The organism is Sediminispirochaeta smaragdinae DSM 11293, from assembly GCF_000143985.1.
Taxonomy (GTDB): domain Bacteria; phylum Spirochaetota; class Spirochaetia; order DSM-16054; family Sediminispirochaetaceae; genus Sediminispirochaeta; species Sediminispirochaeta smaragdinae.
This window is the reverse complement of sequence record NC_014364.1, coordinates 132,243-152,220: the sequence shown is the minus strand read 5'-3', so window position 1 is coordinate 152,220 and position 19,978 is coordinate 132,243. Positions and strand designations below refer to the sequence as shown.

General features: G+C 47.2%; 21 protein-coding genes. 10 read left to right on the top strand and 11 right to left on the bottom strand.

Annotation, left to right across the window (positions count from 1 at the left end):
• Positions 1-29 precede the first annotated feature (29 nt).
• Together SPIRS_RS00750 and murA are read left to right on the top strand one after the other, a co-directional pair.
• Positions 30-1,286, top strand: coding sequence for a hypothetical protein (locus SPIRS_RS00750; protein ID WP_013252769.1), 1,257 nt, complete (start codon positions 30-32; stop codon positions 1,284-1,286).
• A 47-nt stretch (positions 1,287-1,333) separates the two neighbouring features.
• Entirely contained in the window at positions 1,334-2,620 is a 1,287-nt protein-coding gene (gene murA, locus SPIRS_RS00745; protein ID WP_013252768.1) for a UDP-N-acetylglucosamine 1-carboxyvinyltransferase, read from the top strand.
• On the opposite strand, the gene SPIRS_RS00740 is transcribed toward murA, so the two are convergent.
• The 7 genes from SPIRS_RS00740 to SPIRS_RS00710 form a co-directional block, all read right to left on the bottom strand.
• Positions 2,617-3,069 carry a J domain-containing protein gene (locus SPIRS_RS00740; protein ID WP_245537655.1) on the bottom strand — a complete coding sequence of 151 codons (453 nt, stop codon included), beginning with the start codon at positions 3,067-3,069 and terminating at the stop codon, positions 2,617-2,619. The genes murA and SPIRS_RS00740 overlap by 4 nt on opposite strands.
• Before the next feature lies 1 nt (position 3,070).
• Positions 3,071-4,813 carry a hypothetical protein gene (locus tag SPIRS_RS00735; protein ID WP_013252766.1) on the bottom strand — a complete coding sequence of 581 codons (1,743 nt, stop codon included), beginning with the start codon at positions 4,811-4,813 and terminating at the stop codon, positions 3,071-3,073.
• Positions 4,806-5,768, bottom strand: a complete 963-nt coding sequence (locus tag SPIRS_RS00730; RefSeq protein WP_013252765.1) for a hypothetical protein — start codon at positions 5,766-5,768, stop codon at positions 4,806-4,808. Before SPIRS_RS00730 ends, SPIRS_RS00735 begins: the two co-directional genes overlap by 8 nt.
• Positions 5,769-6,069: 301 nt before the next feature.
• Entirely contained in the window at positions 6,070-6,729 is a 660-nt protein-coding gene (locus SPIRS_RS00725; protein WP_013252764.1) for a response regulator transcription factor, read from the bottom strand.
• Positions 6,713-7,399, bottom strand: a complete 687-nt coding sequence (locus SPIRS_RS00720; RefSeq protein ID WP_013252763.1) for a PspA/IM30 family protein — start codon at positions 7,397-7,399, stop codon at positions 6,713-6,715. The genes SPIRS_RS00725 and SPIRS_RS00720 overlap by 17 nt, the downstream gene beginning before the upstream one ends.
• Before the next feature lie 21 nt (positions 7,400-7,420).
• Entirely contained in the window at positions 7,421-7,792 is a 372-nt protein-coding gene (locus SPIRS_RS00715; RefSeq protein WP_013252762.1) for a type III secretion system chaperone family protein, read from the bottom strand.
• Between the two features lie 5 nt (positions 7,793-7,797).
• Positions 7,798-8,349, bottom strand: a complete 552-nt coding sequence (locus SPIRS_RS00710; protein ID WP_013252761.1) for an STAS domain-containing protein — start codon at positions 8,347-8,349, stop codon at positions 7,798-7,800.
• Between the two features lie 68 nt (positions 8,350-8,417).
• On the opposite strand from SPIRS_RS00710, the gene SPIRS_RS00705 reads away from it, so the two are divergent.
• Positions 8,418-8,960, top strand: coding sequence for a hypothetical protein (locus tag SPIRS_RS00705; RefSeq protein ID WP_013252760.1), 543 nt, complete (start codon positions 8,418-8,420; stop codon positions 8,958-8,960).
• A gap of 13 nt (positions 8,961-8,973) precedes the next feature.
• Here SPIRS_RS00705 and SPIRS_RS00700 read toward each other — a convergent pair whose 3' ends face one another.
• Positions 8,974-10,209: a sigma-54-dependent transcriptional regulator gene (locus SPIRS_RS00700; RefSeq protein ID WP_013252759.1), complete on the bottom strand. Its 1,236-nt coding sequence runs from the start codon at positions 10,207-10,209 to the stop codon at positions 8,974-8,976.
• Positions 10,210-10,329: 120 nt separating this feature from the next.
• A complete protein-coding gene (locus SPIRS_RS00695; protein WP_013252758.1) occupies positions 10,330-11,388 on the bottom strand; it encodes an HD domain-containing protein in 1,059 nt (352 codons plus the stop codon).
• A gap of 88 nt (positions 11,389-11,476) precedes the next feature.
• Here SPIRS_RS00695 and dcd point away from each other — a divergent pair, with 88 nt between their 5' ends.
• From dcd to SPIRS_RS00665, 6 genes are all read left to right on the top strand, one after another.
• Positions 11,477-12,019, top strand: coding sequence for a dCTP deaminase (gene dcd, locus SPIRS_RS00690; RefSeq protein WP_013252757.1), 543 nt, complete (start codon positions 11,477-11,479; stop codon positions 12,017-12,019).
• 138 nt (positions 12,020-12,157) lie between these two features.
• Positions 12,158-13,375 carry a hypothetical protein gene (locus SPIRS_RS00685; protein ID WP_013252756.1) on the top strand — a complete coding sequence of 406 codons (1,218 nt, stop codon included), beginning with the start codon at positions 12,158-12,160 and terminating at the stop codon, positions 13,373-13,375.
• A gap of 179 nt (positions 13,376-13,554) precedes the next feature.
• Positions 13,555-13,938, top strand: a complete 384-nt coding sequence (locus SPIRS_RS00680) for a RidA family protein (RefSeq protein ID WP_013252755.1) — start codon at positions 13,555-13,557, stop codon at positions 13,936-13,938.
• Between the two features lie 29 nt (positions 13,939-13,967).
• Positions 13,968-15,350 (top strand): tryptophanase, encoded by a 1,383-nt coding sequence (locus SPIRS_RS00675; protein WP_013252754.1) that lies wholly within the window; start codon positions 13,968-13,970, stop codon positions 15,348-15,350.
• A 73-nt stretch (positions 15,351-15,423) separates the two neighbouring features.
• Entirely contained in the window at positions 15,424-16,755 is a 1,332-nt protein-coding gene (locus SPIRS_RS00670) for a sodium-dependent transporter (RefSeq protein WP_013252753.1), read from the top strand.
• Positions 16,756-16,921: 166 nt separating this feature from the next.
• Positions 16,922-17,596: a helix-turn-helix transcriptional regulator gene (locus SPIRS_RS00665; RefSeq protein WP_013252752.1), complete on the top strand. Its 675-nt coding sequence runs from the start codon at positions 16,922-16,924 to the stop codon at positions 17,594-17,596.
• 61 nt (positions 17,597-17,657) lie between these two features.
• Here SPIRS_RS00665 and SPIRS_RS00660 read toward each other — a convergent pair whose 3' ends face one another.
• On the bottom strand, positions 17,658-18,059 hold the full coding sequence (locus SPIRS_RS00660) for a DUF2000 domain-containing protein (protein ID WP_013252751.1): 402 nt from the start codon (positions 18,057-18,059) through the stop codon (positions 17,658-17,660).
• Positions 18,060-18,120: 61 nt separating this feature from the next.
• Complete coding sequence (locus tag SPIRS_RS00655) at positions 18,121-18,828, bottom strand: AraC family transcriptional regulator (protein WP_013252750.1); 708 nt, start codon at positions 18,826-18,828, stop codon at positions 18,121-18,123.
• A 372-nt stretch (positions 18,829-19,200) separates the two neighbouring features.
• Here SPIRS_RS00655 and SPIRS_RS00650 point away from each other — a divergent pair, with 372 nt between their 5' ends.
• Positions 19,201-19,977, top strand: a complete 777-nt coding sequence (locus SPIRS_RS00650; RefSeq protein WP_013252749.1) for an alpha/beta hydrolase — start codon at positions 19,201-19,203, stop codon at positions 19,975-19,977.
• Position 19,978 lies beyond the last annotated feature (1 nt).

Below are 19,978 nucleotides of genomic sequence, written 5' to 3'. Positions count from 1 at the left end.
AAAGGGGGCTACACTGATAGGATAGCGGCGTGAGCCCTCAAAATCGGTTTTCCAAGATACTTTTTTTTTCGCTGGTATTGACGGGAATACTGCTTCTTGGTTGTGGAAGTACGCCAAAAACGATAAAAGAGCAGCCTCCCCCAAGCACTTCCTCTGCCGAAACAGGCCTGGCAGAACATGCCGCGACGAAGGAACGTGAGGGAGAAAGGACGATTTCTTCCTCACAACAAGGAGAGCAAGAAGCGACAAGGGAACAGGAAGCGTCCACGGATCGGAGCGAAGAATCTGCAGCCCCTCCGAAAGCGATGAGTAAAGAGCAGTTGATGCTCTCTGTTATTCAGGCTGCCGGCCAACGATTCACCCCGGTGCGAAGGAACAACGGAACGCCGCTGCTGGCTATTCAGGACATAGACCAAAACGGAGAGGATGACGCTTTCGTTCTTACGGTGGAGCAGAATGGCCAGTCTATCTTTCAGAGTGATCTTGGAAATGTAAAAAGGCTCTACCAGAGCCAAGCAAAGTCGGTAAACTACTATCTTTCCGTGTACTTTCAAATTAGGGGCAAGCTTATATCCATGTACCGAATTCCTTTCGGCGGGCGCATGGTCCTCGATGGTTTTAGGGCTTTTCATCTTCGGGAAAACGCCCTCTACCCCTATGCCGTAGAAGCCGCGTTTCAAAATCACGACGGTTTAGCCATAGAATGGGTGATCTTCTCAAGCTACAATCAATTTTCGCTTTTTTCGATGCACAGATCGGTAAGCATCGGCAGCTTTGTGGAAGATATTGATGAAGACGGCCTTCTCGACATCGTAGAATGGCACAAAGGGATCGAAGAAGGCACCGGTTACGAAACCTTCCTTACCTGGTATCGCTGGAATGGAACAAACTTCGGCGAAGCAGGGGCAACAAATATAGTAAGGAATCTCAATGCCTTCCTTTCCCTGGTGGAAGAAGCAATCCTCACCGGCACCCCGCAAAAGCTTACCCCGTATCTCTCCCGGCCTGTGGAACTGCAGAAGAGCAATGACCTTCTAAAGCGCATATTTACACCCCTTGACGAAAACAGTCTCGAAAGTGGTCTGGATTATTGCGATGAGATTGTCTCTATCATTTATCCTCCCATTCTGGAAAATCCCTTCTCTCTGGATAGCAGTTCCGGCAAGAGTGTTCCTCTCGACCTTCGATTGATATGTAAAAACAGTGAAAGCCTCCTATGCAGAATGGAAATTGCCATTAGCAAAAACCCTTTTGTTGCGCCACAGTACAGGATCATCGTCAGGTAGCAAGCCACCTTGCTAAATTTGCCAACGTCGGCTACATTCTTTTTGTTATGAGCACGTATACAATAGATGGAAGTTATCCGATAGGTGGCCGCATTACGGCAAGTGGGAATAAAAACGCAGCGCTCCCCTGCATCGCGGCCTCTCTTCTGACCGAGGAAGAGATTGTTTTGCACAATATCCCGGACATCGAAGATGTTTCGGTCATGCTTGAGATTGCGGAAAAATTAGGTGCGACGGTTACACAAGAGAAAAGGGGAGTATATCACATCAAGGCAAGCGATATTGTCTCCAGTGAAATACCATCGGATATGGCCAAAAGCATACGGGCCTCGATTCTCTTTGCGGGTCCGCTACTTGCCAGAACGGGAAAAGTGCAGCTACCCCCGCCCGGCGGTGACGTGATAGGGCGCAGACGATTAGACAGCCATTTTCTTGCCTTAAGTGCTCTCGGTGGTCGCATCGAAGTCGATGGTATGTTCAGAATCACGGCCAACAAACTTGTTGGTGAAGATATATTTCTCGACGAGGCATCGGTAACTGCTACGGAAAATGCCATCATGGCGGCGGTACTGGCCGATGGCGAAACGATCATCTCGAATGCGGCAAGTGAGCCCCACGTTCAGGACCTTTGCAACATGCTCAACACCATGGGAGCCAATATTACCGGTATTGGTTCGAACATCCTCTATGTAAAGGGCGTAAAAAAACTTCAAGGTACCAATTTTCGCATCGGTGCTGATTTTATGGAAACAGGATCATACATCGGCCTGGCCGCTGTTACCAGAGGAGATCTGGAAATCGAAGAAGCCGATCCAAAACATCTGCGTATGACCCGTCTCGCCTTTGCAAAATTGGGCATTCACTGGGAAACCGACGGTTCTACCATACATATCCCCGGAGGCCAGTCCCTCAAGGTCGTTCCTGATCTCGGAGGTATGATCCCCAAGATTGATGATGCCCCCTGGCCGGGATTTCCCGCAGACCTTACCAGTATTATAACGGTAGTCGCGACGCAGGTGGAGGGGACGACTCTGATCCATGAAAAAATGTTCGAATCTCGGATGTTTTTTGTCGATAAACTCATCGGCATGGGTGCACGAATCATCCTTTGCGATCCTCATCGGGCCGTAGTCAGCGGGCCCTGCCGTCTCCGTGGCGGAGAGCTGGTCAGTCCCGATGTCCGGGCAGGCATGGCAATGGTCATCGCCGCCCTTTGTGCCGAAGGGAAAAGCATTATCCACAACGTTTATCAGATCGAAAGGGGATATGAGAAGCTTGCAGAAAGACTGAAAAGCCTGGGAGCAAGAATAGAGCGGGATGGAGCCGCAGATTAGGGGCGGACTCCCCTATCCCGGGCAATACACTCCCATGCGGAACGGATACGCAGAAAGGCTTCCTCAGCGTCCCTTCGCTGCTCATCGGTGAGAGCTACCATACCATCGGGGTGAAAAGATGCAGCAAGCGAACGGTACACCTTTCTGATCGCTTCGACCTCGCTATCCGAATCAACCCCAAGAACCCGATACGCTTCGGCGAGGGCCCGTCTTCTTGCCTCTTGCTCCTCGCCATCAAGCGCTCCCCTTGGGATTGATCCTTCATGATTACATTCTTTACGTTCAGCCGCCAGTTGTCTGCGAAGAACCCGAAAAAAGTATCCACACAGAGCACCGATAACCGATCCGAACACACCCCAGCCAATCAAGACCCCAAGCAACAGCCCGATCAACACTTCCATCGGATAACGTTCAAAGGCTAAGTGAACCCCTTTTCCAAAGCTTCGCATATCAGGCATCACGTTGACCAGCAGAAAAAAGCAAAACCACGAAGAGCATTATCCCGTGAAAAACCAGCATTGCGGCAAAGGCAAGAGAAAAAGAAACGGAAAATAGCAATAATGCCGTTACAAGCCTCATGGCATATGAGAACAGATCAATGGCCCATTTCATCAGGAAAGGCACGAAGGGAACAAAAAGAAAGCCGAAAATAGGGATACGTTCCCCCCGAAACCGGAAGAAATGGCCCAATCCTACGGAAAAGATCATTATATTCAGGAACAAAAAGGGCATAGACCCGCGGAAGAGAAGCTCAAGCTGCCCGGGAAATCGAAAGTATCCGTGACGGCTCTCACGGATCGAGGAGCGAAACAGCGCGGCGGCATTGCTCACACCCAAGTCGTGACTTTGAGACCCGAAATCGGCTATTTCACGCTGATCGGAAGATAGTGCCAGAAGGCCACGATCAAGGTCCAGCATCCAGCCATTACCACGGTAGAGCCGCCTCTGCGCAAAGAGTTCTTCTGGAATATCTACAATCCTACCACTGTTCGGATCAATGCCTCTGAGCAAAAGGGTTTTTCCATGAAACTGCGCGGCAGGGGCCGTGATATGCACTAACTGTTTTCCGTCATCATCCAATGCCAGTAGCTCCAAATGGAGCAGAAAGGATTTCCCCTCGATGGATACCATCTTTCCCGCAGCAATAAAGGGACCGTTTGAAGAATCGCGGAACAGAAGATCGGGAACACCAGGCATCGCTTCGGCCTGAATCGCCAATTCCGCCGAATAGGAAACATCAGCGACAGCCTCCCGACTACGCTCCAGAAATTCGACAATATCGGGATCGGATTTTGCTTCAGAATCTCCAGCAAGTTCAAGAAATGTCTGATATGCTTCAATCACATCACCCTGTTCGAGAGCCTGGTATCCTGCAATTTTCTTGGCAAATCGACCGAACCGTTCTTCATCCCGTTGGCCGGGAGAAAGTTTCCCAATAGCCTCCCAGGAACGTCCTGCTATCCCCATTGCCGTAGGTTTTTGCTCGGGATCCCATCTCGCGGCAAGAAGTGCCCAATAATGGGCGGTAAAATAATCCTCGTCCTCATAGGCCTTTTTCGCAAGCACAAGCGCATCGGAGGCCTGCATCTCAAGCTCCTGCCTCGTCGGGCCGGTTTTACTTTCTATAAAAGAGGGAGGAGAGCCTTGTTCGGCAAGGGGGATCTGCCCCTCAACCCGTTCCAGATCTTCGACAAGAAGAGGATTATCAAGGTCGATGGCGAGAGCTCTTTTATAAGCGTCATATGCTTCGGAAAAATCGGCAAGAGCCTCCGCAGCAGCCCCCTGCCGTGCCCATTCTCCGGCCCTCTCACTCTGATACGCAATATCTTCCCTCCGTTCTGTTAAGGAAGGAAGGATCAGCTCGGCCCCGATCACATATAGCAGGGTAAAAACAATCCCCCAGGCCATTACTCCTGGAAAGATACGTCCGAAAAAGCTTATCTTTCCGGAATTCGAAGAAGCTATTGTGGGAAAGAAAAAAGAGAACGAGAGCAGCATGGAGGCCGAGGTAACGGCGGGTAAGAAATCAATCCAGAGATCAAAGCCGGTATAAAAACTCCATGGCAGCCGGAAAAGCGGCAGAATGTGATCGGCAGGAAAGGTAAAAAATGCGTACCCGAAAGCAACTCCAAAAGCGATAAGCCAAAACAGCACAAGTACAAAAAGCCACCTTCCCGTTGCCGATTTACTCATGACCCGCTGCCTCCCCGCTGCTGAAAATATTCCAGAAAAAGAGGGGTAAGGCAAGGAAGAAAAAGGCTCCTGCCGTAATGGCCGTATAGGGCAGAGAAGAGGGAAGCCAATCAAGAAAACGCAACCAGAGATCAGATACAAAAAACCAATGAGCACGTAGAAAGAGCCAAAAAAGTCCAATGCCAAGTACGGCATTCATGAGCGGCCATCTACCCGCCCGCACAATGACCCAGCTCTGAATACAAAACCAACACTGAACCCCGATCATAAGAAGAAAGAACATGAGCCCATCCTCTCGGGCGCGCAATAATACGTCACGGCTGGTTTCTAAGTCATATGATAACCGCAAGACGATCGCAGGCGGCTCAATATAGGGCTCAACCACGGGATTAACCATGGGTGACGACAACCGATATCCGTCGGAAGCGACCAGAGAAACCCCTGCTCCACTGCGCTGTAACGAAAAACCGCTTTGTAGAGAAAAACAAGGGTTTTCTCCGGGGCGTATCAAAAGACTTTCACCGGGGCTACCATCATCCTTCACTGTAAAGGGATAGAGCGATACGTCGCCGAATCGATGAAACATTCCTTCGACGAAGAGTTGACGAGGTCCCCGGTCATTTCTTATCTGAGAGGGAGCGATAAGTGTTTGCAGAGCAATAAAACATGCTGCATACAACAAGGTTGCGGTAACAAGCGTTATGATTCCCGAAAGGAAACGAAAACTACGGCGCCTGCGAATAAAAAAAATCACCAGAAAAAGCGAAAGTGGCATTGCAATAAGAAAAGCATCCCAGAGTGCATCTGCAGCAATGGGAAACAAGGATGGATTGGGGGTTCCCGGAAGCGAAGAAACTACGGTTCCATATGTAACAATAAAGAAAAAAACCACTATAAACACTACGAGGAACCAAAGCAAATGGACAAAGGGCGTAAGAATTATCTTCTTCACCATCAAACTCTACCACGCAAGCGTGCGACGAGCAACATTAATAACAGGTTATCCACAAGCATCCACAAAAAACTCCATTGGTTTATAGCTAACAATATCTACATCTACTGTTTAAAATTAAATTTTCTATATAGCAAGAAATTCCATAATAGGCATGTAATTCTTTATCATTAAAAAAATTACAAGGACATTCCCCAATTCCTTACTCCTTTATTAATATTTCTATACTCGGCTTTACTAGAAAAATTGATCATATGATACGCTCATCCACATTCTTATACAAATTATCCACAGGTTATCCCAGTCACGAGGGGATAAACCGGTAACCCTTTGCCCGCTCACAAATAATCGGGCCCCGATGCGCATTTGCCCAAGCAGGAACGGCCTGAACAAGCTTTTTCCGCAGATGACAAATGTGAACATCCAAGGCTCTCGACCTATTCTCAAGCCCTACTCTTAATGCAAGTTCCATCCTACCAACCAATCGTCCCGGTACGCTACACAGCAGCCGAAGCAACTTCCCTTCCGCTGCACTGAGATCGACACTACCGCCGGGACCGGTTATACCCTCGCTCGTAATGGTCAAAAGACCGTCGGAGACGGGAATGGGGAAACGAGAGGCAATCCGACCACAGCGAGCCAAAAGCTCTTCTACCGACCAAGGCTCTCTCAGGTAATCGGCAACGCCCAACTCAAAAGCCCGCAGCAGCGAAGAAGCAGGCCCCGAAACAATCAATGGAAATCCCCTTTCCATAATTTCATTCAACATAGGACTGCTGAGAACTCCAAAGGTAGAAAAAAGAATAACGGGACCATCGTATTCGAGAGGAATAGTAAAATGATCGATTTCTTTCAAACGGAAACGGGAATCAATAATGGTCGCCTCCTTTAGGCGCATACGAATTCCACTATCAATTCCCGCTGCGACAAAACGAAAAGAGTTATTATTACGATGGTTCTTCATGCTTCATCCGCTGCTTAAGATCCTCCAGCAACAGGTCGGCGCTCGTGCCGCTACCGTCTTCCAAGGCTTCAAACTGACGCTCCAAATCATCCTTGACCGGGGCATCCAATTCTTCATACGCTTCGTTCTCGGCCTCCATACGGTCGACCTTTTCGCTGAGTCGATCAAACGCTTCAAAGGCACTGTTCTGATTAATGCCCTTGATAGTCTCCTGCATTTTTTGCTGAGCCTTGGCTCGCTTTGCCCTGGCAATCAGAAGATTTCTTTTTCTCTGGGCTTCGTCGATTTTTTGTTGAAGCTGGCGAAGGCTCTGCTTCAGCTTCTCCACCGAGTCATGCTGTCCCTCAAGTTGCTCCCGATACTGGGCGGCCTCTCCCATATACTCCTGCTTCCGTAAAAGAGCTTCCTTAGCGAGATCGTCTTTCCCTGCCCGTACCGCAAGCTTTGCTTTTTCTTCCCATTCCCTAGCGGCAGCAATGGTTTGATTCAATTGGCGCTCAAGCTTCTTTTCATCGGCAATGGCACCGGCAACACTTTTTTTCGACTCGATCATCTGCCGATTCATATCGACGATAACCTGATCAAGCATTTTTTCCGGATCTTCGGCCTTGCTGATCATTTCGTTCAGATTAGATTTAATCATTCGTCTGAATCGTTGGAAGAACCCCATCTACGATTCTCCTTCTGAATATTATCGGAAATCCGACAGAATTCGGTAATGCTGCGAAAGAGCCAGACCGATCGCATCAAGACAGGCCTGAAATTCTTCGAGATCCATGGTAGCCGAACGAAGGGTGTCTATCAGAATAACCTCGTCCCCGTTGACACCGTAGGCGCCATGGATCAAATCGGTTGCGTTGAGGTTTAATAATGTCCTGAAAAATCGTTCCCGGCCGGAAGACGGAACATCCATCACCTTAACCTGCACAATCACCAAGGGTTCATCAAGCATAACCGCAACATTCTCAAGTCCCTTTTCGGGCTCATGAATAATATAGGTTTTTGCAGCAACCTCTTCATAATTCAGATCAAGATTTAGAAGGTAACGCTCCACTGCGTTCATCACATCTATCCCAGAAAGACTTGCCCCGCGTTATCGATGGCAAGAATCGTCTTACATTCGCTACAGCGGAATCTTCCGGATTTTGTCGCCTTGAGCTTTTTACTGCAAATAGGACATTGGAAAATCTTGGGGAAGACATCCGTCGCACCACTCTTCCCTTCCGAAGAAAAGAATTCGACGGCTTCATTTAGATTATCTTTAATATTGAAAAACTGGCTGAACCCAAGCAGCTGAAATACCTCATAGACCTTCGGCTGGATCTCCAGCAGAACCAAATCCCCCCCTCGAGGCTTTACCGCCTTAAGGAAAGCAGTGAAAGATCCAATACCGGTACTGGAAACATAGTTAAGTCCGCCACAGTTGAAAATCAGCCTGGTAAAATTGTGCTCAACTGCTTTCGTTACCCGTTTCTGAAAGAAGTTGGAATTGTAGGTATCAATATAGCCGGTCAGATAGAGAACCAGGCACCCTTCAACATCATCCACCTTCTGCAGCCGTATTTTAAGACTATCGTCTTTTTCATCATCGAATCCGGGTACAATATCGTTATTATTCATGAGCAACCCTCTATCTTCGTTCTCTTCTCGTTATAGTATGAAGTTACTGATAGTTTGTCAAATAACCTATGAAGCAATCAGCAAAACAGTGGGCAGTCCTTGACCGGCACGTTTCCACGTTCTACAATATCATGATGAGACGAAGCTTTCACCATTTTTTTTCCTTTTTTCTTCTCCTTTTCTGTTTTGCGATTTCTTTTTCCAACGCCCAAACGATAGCTCCCGAAATTGATCTGAAAACGCTCTATCTTTCGGTAAATAGTTCACAGCCACCGGAGATTAATCAGAATCAAACATTAGCCATCGATGGGACGGTATCGGCACGAGAAATCCTCCAGCCTGCGGAAGAAGGCTTTATCGGCCTTTTAGAGTTAACCGTAGGAGAATGGGAGGGATTGGAATCGGTTGAAGTGTACCGTTGCTATGTTCAGCTTGAAGGTGATCGTTTTGCTGATATGATCCCGGCAGGAAGAACGCGAGAAACAAGTCCGACTGAAATTCCATTAAATACAAAGGTTCTCGTTTTCGGTACGTATATTGGATATTCCGAAGACGCACAAGGCAATCGTTATCCTGTCTTATTGGGAAATGCAGTACGAATTATTCGATAGCGATGAATTTGTGTCAAAAAAGAGGGAGTTGCTTTTCATCCATAGGCAAAGAAGCATAGCCCCTCCCATTACGAGAAATTTCCAAATGGGCTGCTTCGATTACTGCCGAATCGCTATGAAGCATGGCACGATGAAGGACGTGTTCCAGTTCCCTTACATTTCCCGGCCAATGATGAGCCCTGAGTTGTGCCAAGGCTCCCGCTGAAAGACGATAATGCCTATTCGACTCAGCCCCCTCAACCCCTTTGCGAAGAATCGTGTCTGAAAGTTCCTCTATATCTTCTTTCCGTTCCCGAAGCGGGGGAATATGCAGTTCGAGACCGGAAATCCGATAGAAGAGATCCTTCCGAAACATCCCTCCCTCGGCGCGCAAAAAGAGATCTTTATTCGTGGCAGCAACAAAACGGACATCGATTTTCCTAGCCCGTCTTGACCCAAGTCTATATACCACCTTCTCTTCCAAGATACGAAGGAGTTTCGCCTGCCCGGAAGGCGAGAGCTCACCGATCTCATCGAGGAAAAGGGTTCCACCGTTTGCCAGCTCGAATCCTCCGGCCCGATTGACCGCCCCGGTGAAGGCCCCTGCTTCGGTACCGAAAAGTTCCGACTCGATCAAAGTGTCGGGGAGTGCTGCACAATTAAGAACGATAAAAGGATCTTTGCATCGTCTGGAAAGTTCATGAATACTCTTTGCGAAAAGCTCCTTACCGGTTCCGCTCTCGCCTAGGATGAGAACAGGAAAAGAGCAGCGGGCATAACGATGTGCCCGATCCTTCAACCGGGAAATTATCCTTGAAGAACCAATAATCGAAGCAAATGCGGGGCTTTTCACGTTCAAGGTGTTCTCATATTCAGGAGGATGTTCCTGCAGCTGCCCATGGCCCGCCGCACCATTGCCTCTAAGCAACTCGTTGATGGCACCTTTGAGTATTTTACTCTCTATAGGTTTTCTCAAAAATTTCTTCACACCCCGCCGCCGAACCTCCTGAGCAAGACCAGGATCGGCGACACCTGAAAGGGCAATAATTTCGGGATGCTGTTCACAACCGGTAGGCAAGCGATCAAGCAATTCCAAGCCGTTCATATCGGGCAAAAGTATGTCGAGAATGACAATATCCGGCATAAAGCGATAATAGGCTTCAAGCCCAGCCGTACCGTTTCTGGCAAGAACTACACGGTAACCGAACAGCATGGAATGAACAAGCTCTCCGTCATGCAGATCATCGTCAATATAAAGAATCGTAATCATGGAAAAATCTTAGTATAAAGACGCTTAATCCCAACAGCGCCCAAAAGCGAGAAACGATAATTATCTAACAAAAACATCATGGTATTCTAACACAAACGTTAAGTACTCTTAGCCTAAAAATCAAACCCTACGCTTTCTTTTCCAATTACGATACAACTTGCACGCCTGATAATAGGGCTCGGGTCCCCGAAATGACGAAGAAATATCACAGCGAAAAAGTTCAAGAAGCAAGGGAAAGAGTTCATGGTCAAGTACTTCGGCAATCGCAGGAGGCGGAGAGGCAGACAAAAACGAGGGAACCATATGATTTGCGACCAGATAACGAATACGCCTGATCACTTCTTCATCGAACTCAAGCGAACGAAGAAAACGAACCGCAACAGCGGCTCCTATCTGTGCATGTCGGTGAAATTGATTACCTTCCGACCGGTGAGAAGAGGGTTTTCCGCAGTCATGGAGTAAAAGAGCCAGCCCCAGCTCGGGATCCGCCTTCTTTCGGTGCACAAGCGTGGCAAGAGTATGGTCCCACACATTACCTTCCGGATGAAAATCCTTGCTTTGATGTGTCCTTGCCATACTGAGAAAGAGAGGCCAATGTTCTTCAATAAAGCCGCAGTCAAAAAGAAAACGCAGGCCTCTATCTGGGTGCTCACCACCAAGCATCAGCATCAAAAGCATCCGTTGCTCACCCGGAAGCAATTTCAGACCGGTAAAACGCTTTGGACCGAAACCCTTTTCGGGCAGTCGATAATCATATCGTGAGAGATAGATGGCAATCTCCGCAGCATCAAGCCAACTTCCCTCATCCTCAAAATCCACACTAAGCTGCGAATTTCGAAGGAGAGGATAGCATCCAAAAGGATCTCGATACCACGCCTTCCCCGGCATACGTAACAAACGGCCCTGTATCACGGTGCTGGGAGGAGCAACATCAAGTGCATCAACGCAACGAAGCATAACACCACGGCCTCGATCGGCCGGATACCAGATAGCATCGGCCCATTCTGAACCGGGGAATTCAAGAGCTCCCGGCATGCCCGCAAGCTGCGGAAGCGTTGCCTCGGTGCAAGCAATTTGGTAATCGGAAGAACTATCACTGCCAAAATAGCCATCCAAGGCGCTCCAGAGAACATAGGCACTATTATGTCCGGCCTCGGCGAGGCATTCGACAGGATCCATTATACCTCAAAACTACCAACAAAGAGCTCAGCCGGCAAGAGCAGATTTCCTGCTTGTACTCGAAAGCATATCCGGCTACACTGCCAACATGATTCTCTCGGGAAACGAAATCAAAAAAAAGCTCGGAAAGCACATCATCATTGAACCATACAATGAAGGACAGCTGAATCCGAATAGCTACAATCTCCGGCTTCATAACAAATTGGTGGTCTATCGAGATCGCCTTTTAGATATGAAGCGTGATAACCCTGCAGACGAAATAACCATTCCGCAGGAAGGTCTTACCCTGGAGCCTGGCAGGTTATACCTTGGAAGGACCATCGAATATACCGAAACCCATCATGCTGTCCCCATGCTTGAGGGGCGCTCTTCCGTTGGAAGGCTGGGACTGTTCATCCATGTCACGGCAGGCTTCGGTGATGTCGGATTTCGGGGATATTGGACACTGGAAATTTTCTGTGTTCAACCCATTGTCATTTATCCCGCAGTTGAGATTTGTCAGATCTACTATCACCAGATTTCCGAAGATCATGTCGAATATACAGACGGTAAATATCAGGCAAATAGCGGTATTCAGACAAGCCAGCTTTTTAAGGATTTCGGCACTGTTCCGAATCCTGGTGATTCGTAGGTCCAATCGAAAGGTATCCTCTTATTACCACCAGGATTCCGGACACTATCAGAAAAATCTCTCAATAATTTTCCTTAATGCAATCATCCATGCTTTTTTTCGCTTTATTTATCATAGACGAAAAAAGGAGAGCATATCATGGAAACAACTCAAACAGTATTCGCCGCCCGTGTATACTACATGCAAACGGCTCTGGAGGTCCTGGCCGACCTTATGACCACAAGTGAGGATATCGACCGTGAATGGAGGCGTTTTTCCCTTGCCGCAGGGCCTTTTTCTGGAGAAACAAAAAGAAGGGTATTTCAGACCGCAAGAGTAGGAAGCATTTTGACGGATCCAGAATCTACCAGGGCTTTTGCAAGGCGCATCGCACCTAAAGTCGACCTCAACATAAAGGCTGTACTTGAGCATTTTACTACGTATCCATGGTTTTATACCATCTTTGAAGTGGAAAAAATAGTGGGAGATGGTTTCCTTATAGCCAAAATACGGGACTCCCACGAAATGCTTTTCAGCAAACCGGCGGAAGCAAAAGCGAGAGAGGGAGGAGGCTGTATGTTAGGGCTTCTTTTTTTCAACGGCGCATGTTTCCAGAGCTGGGGTGAAGTCGTACTACTCGATTCTTTTTTCGAAGGCGACATCCGTTTTTTTGCCCGTACCGCGGCATGCCGGGAATATGAAGAAAAGGGAATAGAAAGTGCGATTATTGCTTCTCCTCTGCCTTTTCTATTGCTCAGAGAATTTTCTAAACTTCCCCAAACGCTTTTTCACGGAGAAATTGCCAGAGCCTGTTCCTCACAACTCACGCTATCATCTGATATCAAATGCCTTATTGATCAATGTCGATGCAAGCGCCAAATAATAGAAAACGACAGGTATCTTCGGATTTGTCTTGGCGGCAATCTTGTAACGAATCCACCGACTCTTTATCTGGATAAAAAAGACCACTCACTCACGCTGGCAACGTTTACCCTCGAAGGATACCGTAAAGCACGTTTTGCTCTTCTTTCCTCTGTGGAATTCCCGGAAAAACCCCAGCAAGCGGTAAGCAGTGCCATGCAATATGCAGTTTTTCAGCTTTTCAAGGTTCAACCGTACTGGATGAGTTTTGATGCAACGTTCCTTGCCGATGAACAGGACACAGCCCCGCTTCACTGCCTTGAAAGGGTAGTGTATTACCGTACCAGAAATGGCAACCTCCCCCCGCCAGACATAGTAGCAGAAGAAAGTGGCCAAGACCAACGCAGTGCGGAAATATTTCTACATGCAATACAAACCATTTGGGATGAAGCCGCAACAAAGAAGGCTTCCCCCGGACAGAGAGAATGCACAAACAGGAGAAATTGCGCTGCATAGACAAACGGGCGGAACAATAGTAGGACAATAAGCAATACAATAAATTTTTATCACAAAAATCAAAAACAGCATTTATATGCACAAGATTCATACATTATATACTCAATTTGATAATTTTCTATTATTAATTTGACAAAAAAATATTATAGAGATAAAATTTTATCAACAGGAGGATTTATATGATAAAACGAATTGTAACCGAAAAAGCTCCGCCCGCAATAGGCCCTTACTCTCAGGCCGTTGAAACCGATACCCTAATCTTCGTATCGGGACAACTTCCGATCAATCCCGCTACTGGTTGCTTTGCGTCTGCCGAGATAAAGGGCCAAACACAACAATCCGTAGAGAATGTAAAACAGGTACTGCAGGCACGAGGACTCGATTTGGATCGGGTCGTGAAAACAACGGTATTTTTAAGCGACATGAAAAATTTCACAAGCATGAATGAAGTATATCGGGAAATGTTCGATCAAGAGTCTGTCCCCGCTCGTTCTGCAGTCGAAGTTTCTCGATTACCAAAAGATGCTTTGGTAGAAATTGAAGCAATTGCTGCTAAAAACTAATTTTCATCATATCTTCATTGGAGTTCATTATGGCAATAACATATTTACCAGAACCGTTTAGAATCAAAATGGTTGAAACAATTAAGATGCTTACCCCCGAAGAACGGGAACAAAGGATTGCTGAAGCAAAATACAACCTCTTCAATCTTAAAGGAAAAGATGTCTATATCGACCTACTGACCGACAGCGGTACCAATGCAATGAGTCAGGAACAATGGGCCGGGGTCATGAAAGGCGACGAAGCCTATGCCGGCGGTGCCAGCTATTACAAACTTCTCGAGGCAGCCCAGGATATCACCGGTTATGCATACATCCAGCCGGTCCATCAGGGGCGGGCAGCTGAAAAGGTTCTTTTCGGCATTCTGATGGGAAAAGGCCAGTTTTCGATTTCCAACATGCATTTTGATACAACTAGAGCGCACGTCGAACTTACCGGAGCGAGGGCCATCGATTGTGTGGTTTCCGATGCTATGGATCCTGCCAAACGGGCACCATTCAAAGGGAATATGGACGTTGACAAGCTAGAATCACTAATTAAAAAATACGGAGCCGAAAAGGTCGCGCTTGTCGTCATGACCGTTACCAACAATTCGGCAGGAGGGCAGCCGGTATCGATGCAAAACATCCGAGAAACGGCATCGGTTTGCAAGAAATATAATATCAAGTTTTGTATTGATGCAGCACGTTTTGCAGAAAACGCCTTTTTCATCAAAAAGCGGGAAGATGGTTATCGTGATGCTTCGATTAAAGATATTACCAATGAAATGTTCTCCTATGCAGATATGTTTACCATGAGTGCAAAAAAAGATGCCATTGTAAACATGGGAGGCCTTATTGGTATAAAGGATGATGCCGAACTTTTTTCGGCCTGCAAGGGGAGAACCATATCGTTCGAGGGCTTTATAACCTACGGAGGTCTTTCGGGACGGGATCTTGAAAGCCTTGCGATAGGCCTTTACGAAGGAATCGACGAAAATCAGTTGCGTTACCGAATCGGGCAAATAGAATATCTCGCCAGTCGCTTGGATGATGCGGGGATCACCTACCAGGCACCGGCCGGGGGACACGGCATCTTTGTAGATGCAAAGGCCTTGTTGCCCCATATTCCCTATTATGAGTTCCCTGGTCAGGCGCTTGCCGTGGAACTCTACAAAGAGGCCGGTATTCGAACATGCGACATAGGCTCGTACATGCTTGGCAACGATCCCGATACCGGTAAACAACTTCACGCGGAATTTGAGTTCACCAGACTCGCCATTCCCAGAAGGGTCTACACTCAGGCCCATATCGACGTAATGGCAGAAGCATTAATCGAGATAAAGAAGAGGGCAAATAGGGTAAAAGGCTACAAAATCACCTGGGAACCTCCTGTCTTGCGACATTTTCAGGCAAGCCTTAAGCCTCTTACATAAAAGTAATAATCGGGGCTTTCTCAATGGAGGCTCCGGTTCCGCCTTTCTTCTTAAACAATAAAAGGAGAAAAGAATGGATGACAAAAGTGCAGAAATTACCCGTGACAGCTTTAATACACGAATAGGTTTTATTCTGGCCTGTATCGGATCCGCCGTCGGGATGGCAAATTTGTGGCTGTTTCCCTACCGAATCGGGCAATTCGGTGGAGCCGCTTTTCTCATACCCTACTGCCTTTCCATTATCGTTATAGGTCTGGTGGGAGTCATTGGAGAAATGTCCTTCGGTCGGGCAATGAGAACAGGGCCATTGGGGTCCTTCAAAAAGGCATTTCTACGCAGAGGCAAAAAACACGGAGAGCTTTTGGGCCTTATACCGGTCATAGGCTCCCTCGGTATCGCCATTGGCTACGCGGTCGTCGTTGGTTGGATACTACGTTTTGTAGTGGGATCTATTACCGGAGCCGTGATCAATACAACAGACAGCGCCGCATATTTCGGCAAGATTGCAGGCCCGCTGGGAAGTATCGGCTGGCATTTTACCGGCCTGGCCTTAACCTTTGTAATTATGCTTATGGGAATTGCCAAAGGCATAGAAAAAGTGAATAAATTCATGATGCCTACCTTTTTCATTCTTTTTGTTCTTCTAGCGATTCGAGTCCTCACGCTTCCCGGATCAATCGAAGGCTATAGGTATCTTTTTATTCCTAAGTGGGAACTTCTTGCAAAACCTAAAACCTGGGTATACGCCCTCGGCCAGGCATTTTTCTCTCTTTCACTTGCAGGATCCGGAACGGTAGTGTACGGAAGCTATCTAAAGAATACAGAAGATGTCGTCAGCTGCGCGAAAAACGTGGCCCTCTACGATACCATTGCTGCGCTGCTTGCCGCGATCGTAATTCTTCCCGCAGTCTTTGTCTTCCACCTCGATCCGACAGCAGGACCTCCATTGATGTTCATCACCATGCCGAATGTCTTCAAGATGATGCCGATGGGCTACCTATTTTCCATCATTTTTTTCGTTGCAGTACTCTTTGCCGGGATCAGCTCGCTTATGAACCTGCTTGAAACCCCAGTCGAAGCAATCCAACAACGATTTAAGGTATCAAGAGGTACGGCAATTGCCGTTGTCGCAATAATAAGTGCAAGTGCAGGGCTCATCCTGGAGAATGGGTCGACGTTGGGCACATGGATGGATATTGTATCAATTTATATTATACCTCTAGGCGCATTGCTTTCCGGAATCATGTTTTTCTGGGTCTGCGGGCCGGGATTCGCACGTCAGCAAGCCCAGACAGGCCGCAAAAAGAAAATCGGCAGATGGTTCGAACCTATGACAAAATATGTGTTCTGCGGTTTTACAATTCTTATTTATATTCTTGGTATTTTGTACGGCGGCATTGGTTGAGCGATAACCTCTCTTTCCACCGTCCATAGTGGAAAGAGAGGTAAAAAACATGTGCCCGCCAAAACGACAGCGTTTATTTTTAGCCATGTTGTACTTCCGCCAACAGCATGGTAGAATTAAAGTATTCTTCCATAGAAACAATGAATGAGAGAAAGCAGGCACTACTATGAACGATGCCATGAAAAAGCAGTACAGCATCATTGTCGAATTTCTGGGTAAAGCTTTGGGACCGGACTATGAGGTGGTTCTTCATGATGTCGACGATCATATCAATTCCATTGTGGCAATCGCAAATGGCCATGTAAGCCATCGCAGCGTCGGCGGGCCGATGACGAACTTTGGCCTCGAAGTCATATCAGAAGAACGGTATAAAAAAGAAGATTACAAGATAAACTATAATGGCATTTCAAAGGACCAAAGGATTTTAAGATCCTCCACTCTTTTCATCAAGGATGAAAAAGATGAGATTGCAGGACTTCTTTGTATCAATTTCGACGATAGACGATATAAAGCGTTAAGCGAAAATATACTGAAGCTATGCCATCCGGATAAGCTCGTAGAACTGAATACGTCGTACGATTCCAGTACGATTGTCGATAATGCGGAAGAACGCTTTTACGGTTCAGCCGCCGAAGAAATTAGTAGTGTACTGGACAAATATCTTAGTGAAAACGGTATTCCCTCGGATCGATTATCGCAGGATGATCGTCTGCACGTCGTCGACATCCTTAATCAGAAAGGAATTTTCATGGTAAAAGGAGCGGTAAAAGAGGCGGCGAAGCAACTTGCCTGTTCAGAACCCACTATCTATCGCTATATCAACAAGGTAAATAATGAGTAACCCATACCTTCAAAAACAGCAGGCTGCAGCTGCATATGGCCCTCCTTATGGAAGTTTCACCTCACTTCGCCAAGGGTAAAGAACCGGTAAGCCTGTTAACCGCTTGTTTTTTTCCTACAACAAGAAGCGCAAGATAACGAAGTGTATCCGAAGGGACCGTTGCCAATAATTCCGAATACTCCTTATAGCTCTTGCATCGTTGTGCCACATCGTTAAAGGCAATAAAATCAATATCATCATCATGCTCCGCGCTGTCTACCAGCTTGCGAAGTCGTTCTTTATCTGCTCCAAGAATGGGAATTGGAAGGCCGGTTATACCCGCATGTCTGCGCCCCGATAGGTCGGCAAGGTCCTCACCGATAATTTCAGGATGCAATGCCCCAAGCGAGGCCCCAAGTACAGCAGCAGAATTAGCGATCAAGCCTAAGGGAAGAGCAGTGTCTACAATGATGGCAGCTTTCATATGGTCTCCTTACCCGAAAAGTATGGAAGAAAGCAGCAATTTTGGCTTGTAAAAATGTGCGCTATATGCCCTTTTTGTATAATGAAGGGGTGGTGCCGGTATAAAGGCGGAAGGTTTTAACAAAATGGCTTTGATCGTAAAATTCGCAGGCTGCAGCTGTTTCCGCAACGGATAGCCCCGTACGTAAGGCGGCTTTTGCCAACTCGATACGCCTATTCTGCCGAACAGCATGGGGACCTAAAGAATAACGCTGAGCATATTGCCGATACGCCTTGAAGCGGTTCTCAGATGTCGACCTAATGGAAACAGGGGCAAACCCCGAATCTGCATTCTTGGGAAAGGTAAGCCGATCCACATCCGGCAGGATTCTTTCGAAGCGCTGCAAGAGGGATCCCAACATCCTACCAGCTTCAGTTCCCTTCGATGTATGCAGCATTTCCTGAAACTCCTGTGCACCGAGCCGCCCCCAAAGGATACGGTCTGAATCAACTCCACACGTCTTCAACCACCTTTCGTCACAGTAAAGAACGGCAAAGGTAAAAGGAGGTTCCTTTTCCGGCGTACAGAGATGAGCAACCCCACTTGGAATCGCAATGGAACTGCCGGCCGACAGGATCGCTCGATCTCTACCAAGCGCAATCTGCGTTCGGCCCGACAAAACAATGCTAAAAGACCAGAGGCTATGAGCATGCTTTCTAACAGCGTGTTCTCCCCAGCCCCATTTCAACTCGCATACAGGATCGGAACAATATCGTAGGATTTTTATCATCGCACGACATCTTACTATCTATATATAATTCAGTACACACAATCAACGACAAGGCCAAAAGAGATAGGGAGAATGTCTGCTAATAAACAATACCTACTGTTCCGAATCCTGGTGATTGAAGGAACGTAATTCCTTTTCCTGCAGCCACCTGGAGGACAAAGCACAGAAAAAAGCGAGTACCGGCACTAAATCGAGTATATTATCGAAAAAAGAGCAGACAGACCACCAGGATTCGGAACACTAAGTAAACAATACAGCTTGTCACGACAGGCTATTGCATCTATGCTGAACAATAATCACGAACTACAAGGCGTTTCTCCACCTCAAGGTAAAGTGTTCGATATAGCATCGCTATTGTTTGAGGAGTCCACTATGATATTACGAGGATCTTTTTTTTCACAAATACTTGAAATGGAAACAGGCCTTTCAATACTTATCCCCAATAGAACCATAGACACTCCCCCATACAGGGTCGCCTATCTTTTGCACGGCCTTTGCGGCAGAAACGGAGACTGGCTGGATTACACAATGCTTCCTGCCTACGCCGAAGTATTCGACATCATGTTCATCATGCCCGAAGTGGCAAGAAGTTTTTATACCGATATGGTCTTCGGCCAGAAATTCTTCACCTACATTCATCAGGAGCTACCCGTCATTGTCAAAAAAGTTTTCAATATATCGGCAAAAAGGGAAGACACCTTGGTTATCGGTGCTTCAATGGGGGGATACGGTGCATTGAAATGCGCGCTTTCCTATCCCGATCAGTATGGCTATTGTGCAGCCTTCTCTTCTGCCTGCCTTTTCCTGAAGGAAGGGCTGGAAAGGCAACAACGCTATGGGAAGACAGCGGAAATGGAAAAACAGTATGGCAAGCAGCTTCTCAACGATTTTGAGTCGATATTCGGTCAGGCATTGGAGTGGAAACCAGAATACGAGCTGCTCGAACTGGCAAAGTCAAGACCAGCCCCTCCCCGACTCTATCTGGCCTGCGGAACAGCAGATCATTTGAAAGATGAAAATCAACGCTTCTCGCACGAATTGGAAAAGCTAAATATTCCCCACCGTTACGAAGAATGGCCAGGTGGTCATGACTGGAATTTTTTCAATAAGGCTTTGGAAAAGGCCTTGAGAGGAATAAACGAGGTTTGAC

What these genes read in the sequence shown, in the direction of transcription:
- murA (WP_013252768.1), top strand. Translation starts at nt 1,334, where the DNA reads ATGAGCACGTATACAATAGATGGAAGTTATCCGATAGGTGGCCGCATT.
- SPIRS_RS00740 (WP_245537655.1), bottom strand. Translation starts at nt 3,069, where the DNA reads ATGCGAAGCTTTGGAAAAGGGGTTCACTTAGCCTTTGAACGTTATCCG.
- SPIRS_RS00735 (WP_013252766.1), bottom strand. Translation starts at nt 4,813, where the DNA reads ATGAGTAAATCGGCAACGGGAAGGTGGCTTTTTGTACTTGTGCTGTTT.
- SPIRS_RS00730 (WP_013252765.1), bottom strand. Translation starts at nt 5,768, where the DNA reads ATGGTGAAGAAGATAATTCTTACGCCCTTTGTCCATTTGCTTTGGTTC.
- SPIRS_RS00725 (WP_013252764.1), bottom strand. Translation starts at nt 6,729, where the DNA reads ATGAAGAACCATCGTAATAATAACTCTTTTCGTTTTGTCGCAGCGGGA.
- SPIRS_RS00720 (WP_013252763.1), bottom strand. Translation starts at nt 7,399, where the DNA reads ATGGGGTTCTTCCAACGATTCAGACGAATGATTAAATCTAATCTGAAC.
- SPIRS_RS00715 (WP_013252762.1), bottom strand. Translation starts at nt 7,792, where the DNA reads ATGAACGCAGTGGAGCGTTACCTTCTAAATCTTGATCTGAATTATGAA.
- SPIRS_RS00710 (WP_013252761.1), bottom strand. Translation starts at nt 8,349, where the DNA reads ATGAATAATAACGATATTGTACCCGGATTCGATGATGAAAAAGACGAT.
- SPIRS_RS00705 (WP_013252760.1), top strand. Translation starts at nt 8,418, where the DNA reads ATGAAGCAATCAGCAAAACAGTGGGCAGTCCTTGACCGGCACGTTTCC.
- SPIRS_RS00700 (WP_013252759.1), bottom strand. Translation starts at nt 10,209, where the DNA reads ATGATTACGATTCTTTATATTGACGATGATCTGCATGACGGAGAGCTT.
- SPIRS_RS00695 (WP_013252758.1), bottom strand. Translation starts at nt 11,388, where the DNA reads ATGGATCCTGTCGAATGCCTCGCCGAGGCCGGACATAATAGTGCCTAT.
- dcd (WP_013252757.1), top strand. Translation starts at nt 11,477, where the DNA reads ATGATTCTCTCGGGAAACGAAATCAAAAAAAAGCTCGGAAAGCACATC.
- SPIRS_RS00685 (WP_013252756.1), top strand. Translation starts at nt 12,158, where the DNA reads ATGGAAACAACTCAAACAGTATTCGCCGCCCGTGTATACTACATGCAA.
- SPIRS_RS00680 (WP_013252755.1), top strand. Translation starts at nt 13,555, where the DNA reads ATGATAAAACGAATTGTAACCGAAAAAGCTCCGCCCGCAATAGGCCCT.
- SPIRS_RS00675 (WP_013252754.1), top strand. Translation starts at nt 13,968, where the DNA reads ATGGCAATAACATATTTACCAGAACCGTTTAGAATCAAAATGGTTGAA.
- SPIRS_RS00670 (WP_013252753.1), top strand. Translation starts at nt 15,424, where the DNA reads ATGGATGACAAAAGTGCAGAAATTACCCGTGACAGCTTTAATACACGA.
- SPIRS_RS00665 (WP_013252752.1), top strand. Translation starts at nt 16,922, where the DNA reads ATGAACGATGCCATGAAAAAGCAGTACAGCATCATTGTCGAATTTCTG.
- SPIRS_RS00660 (WP_013252751.1), bottom strand. Translation starts at nt 18,059, where the DNA reads ATGAAAGCTGCCATCATTGTAGACACTGCTCTTCCCTTAGGCTTGATC.
- SPIRS_RS00655 (WP_013252750.1), bottom strand. Translation starts at nt 18,828, where the DNA reads ATGATAAAAATCCTACGATATTGTTCCGATCCTGTATGCGAGTTGAAA.
- SPIRS_RS00650 (WP_013252749.1), top strand. Translation starts at nt 19,201, where the DNA reads ATGATATTACGAGGATCTTTTTTTTCACAAATACTTGAAATGGAAACA.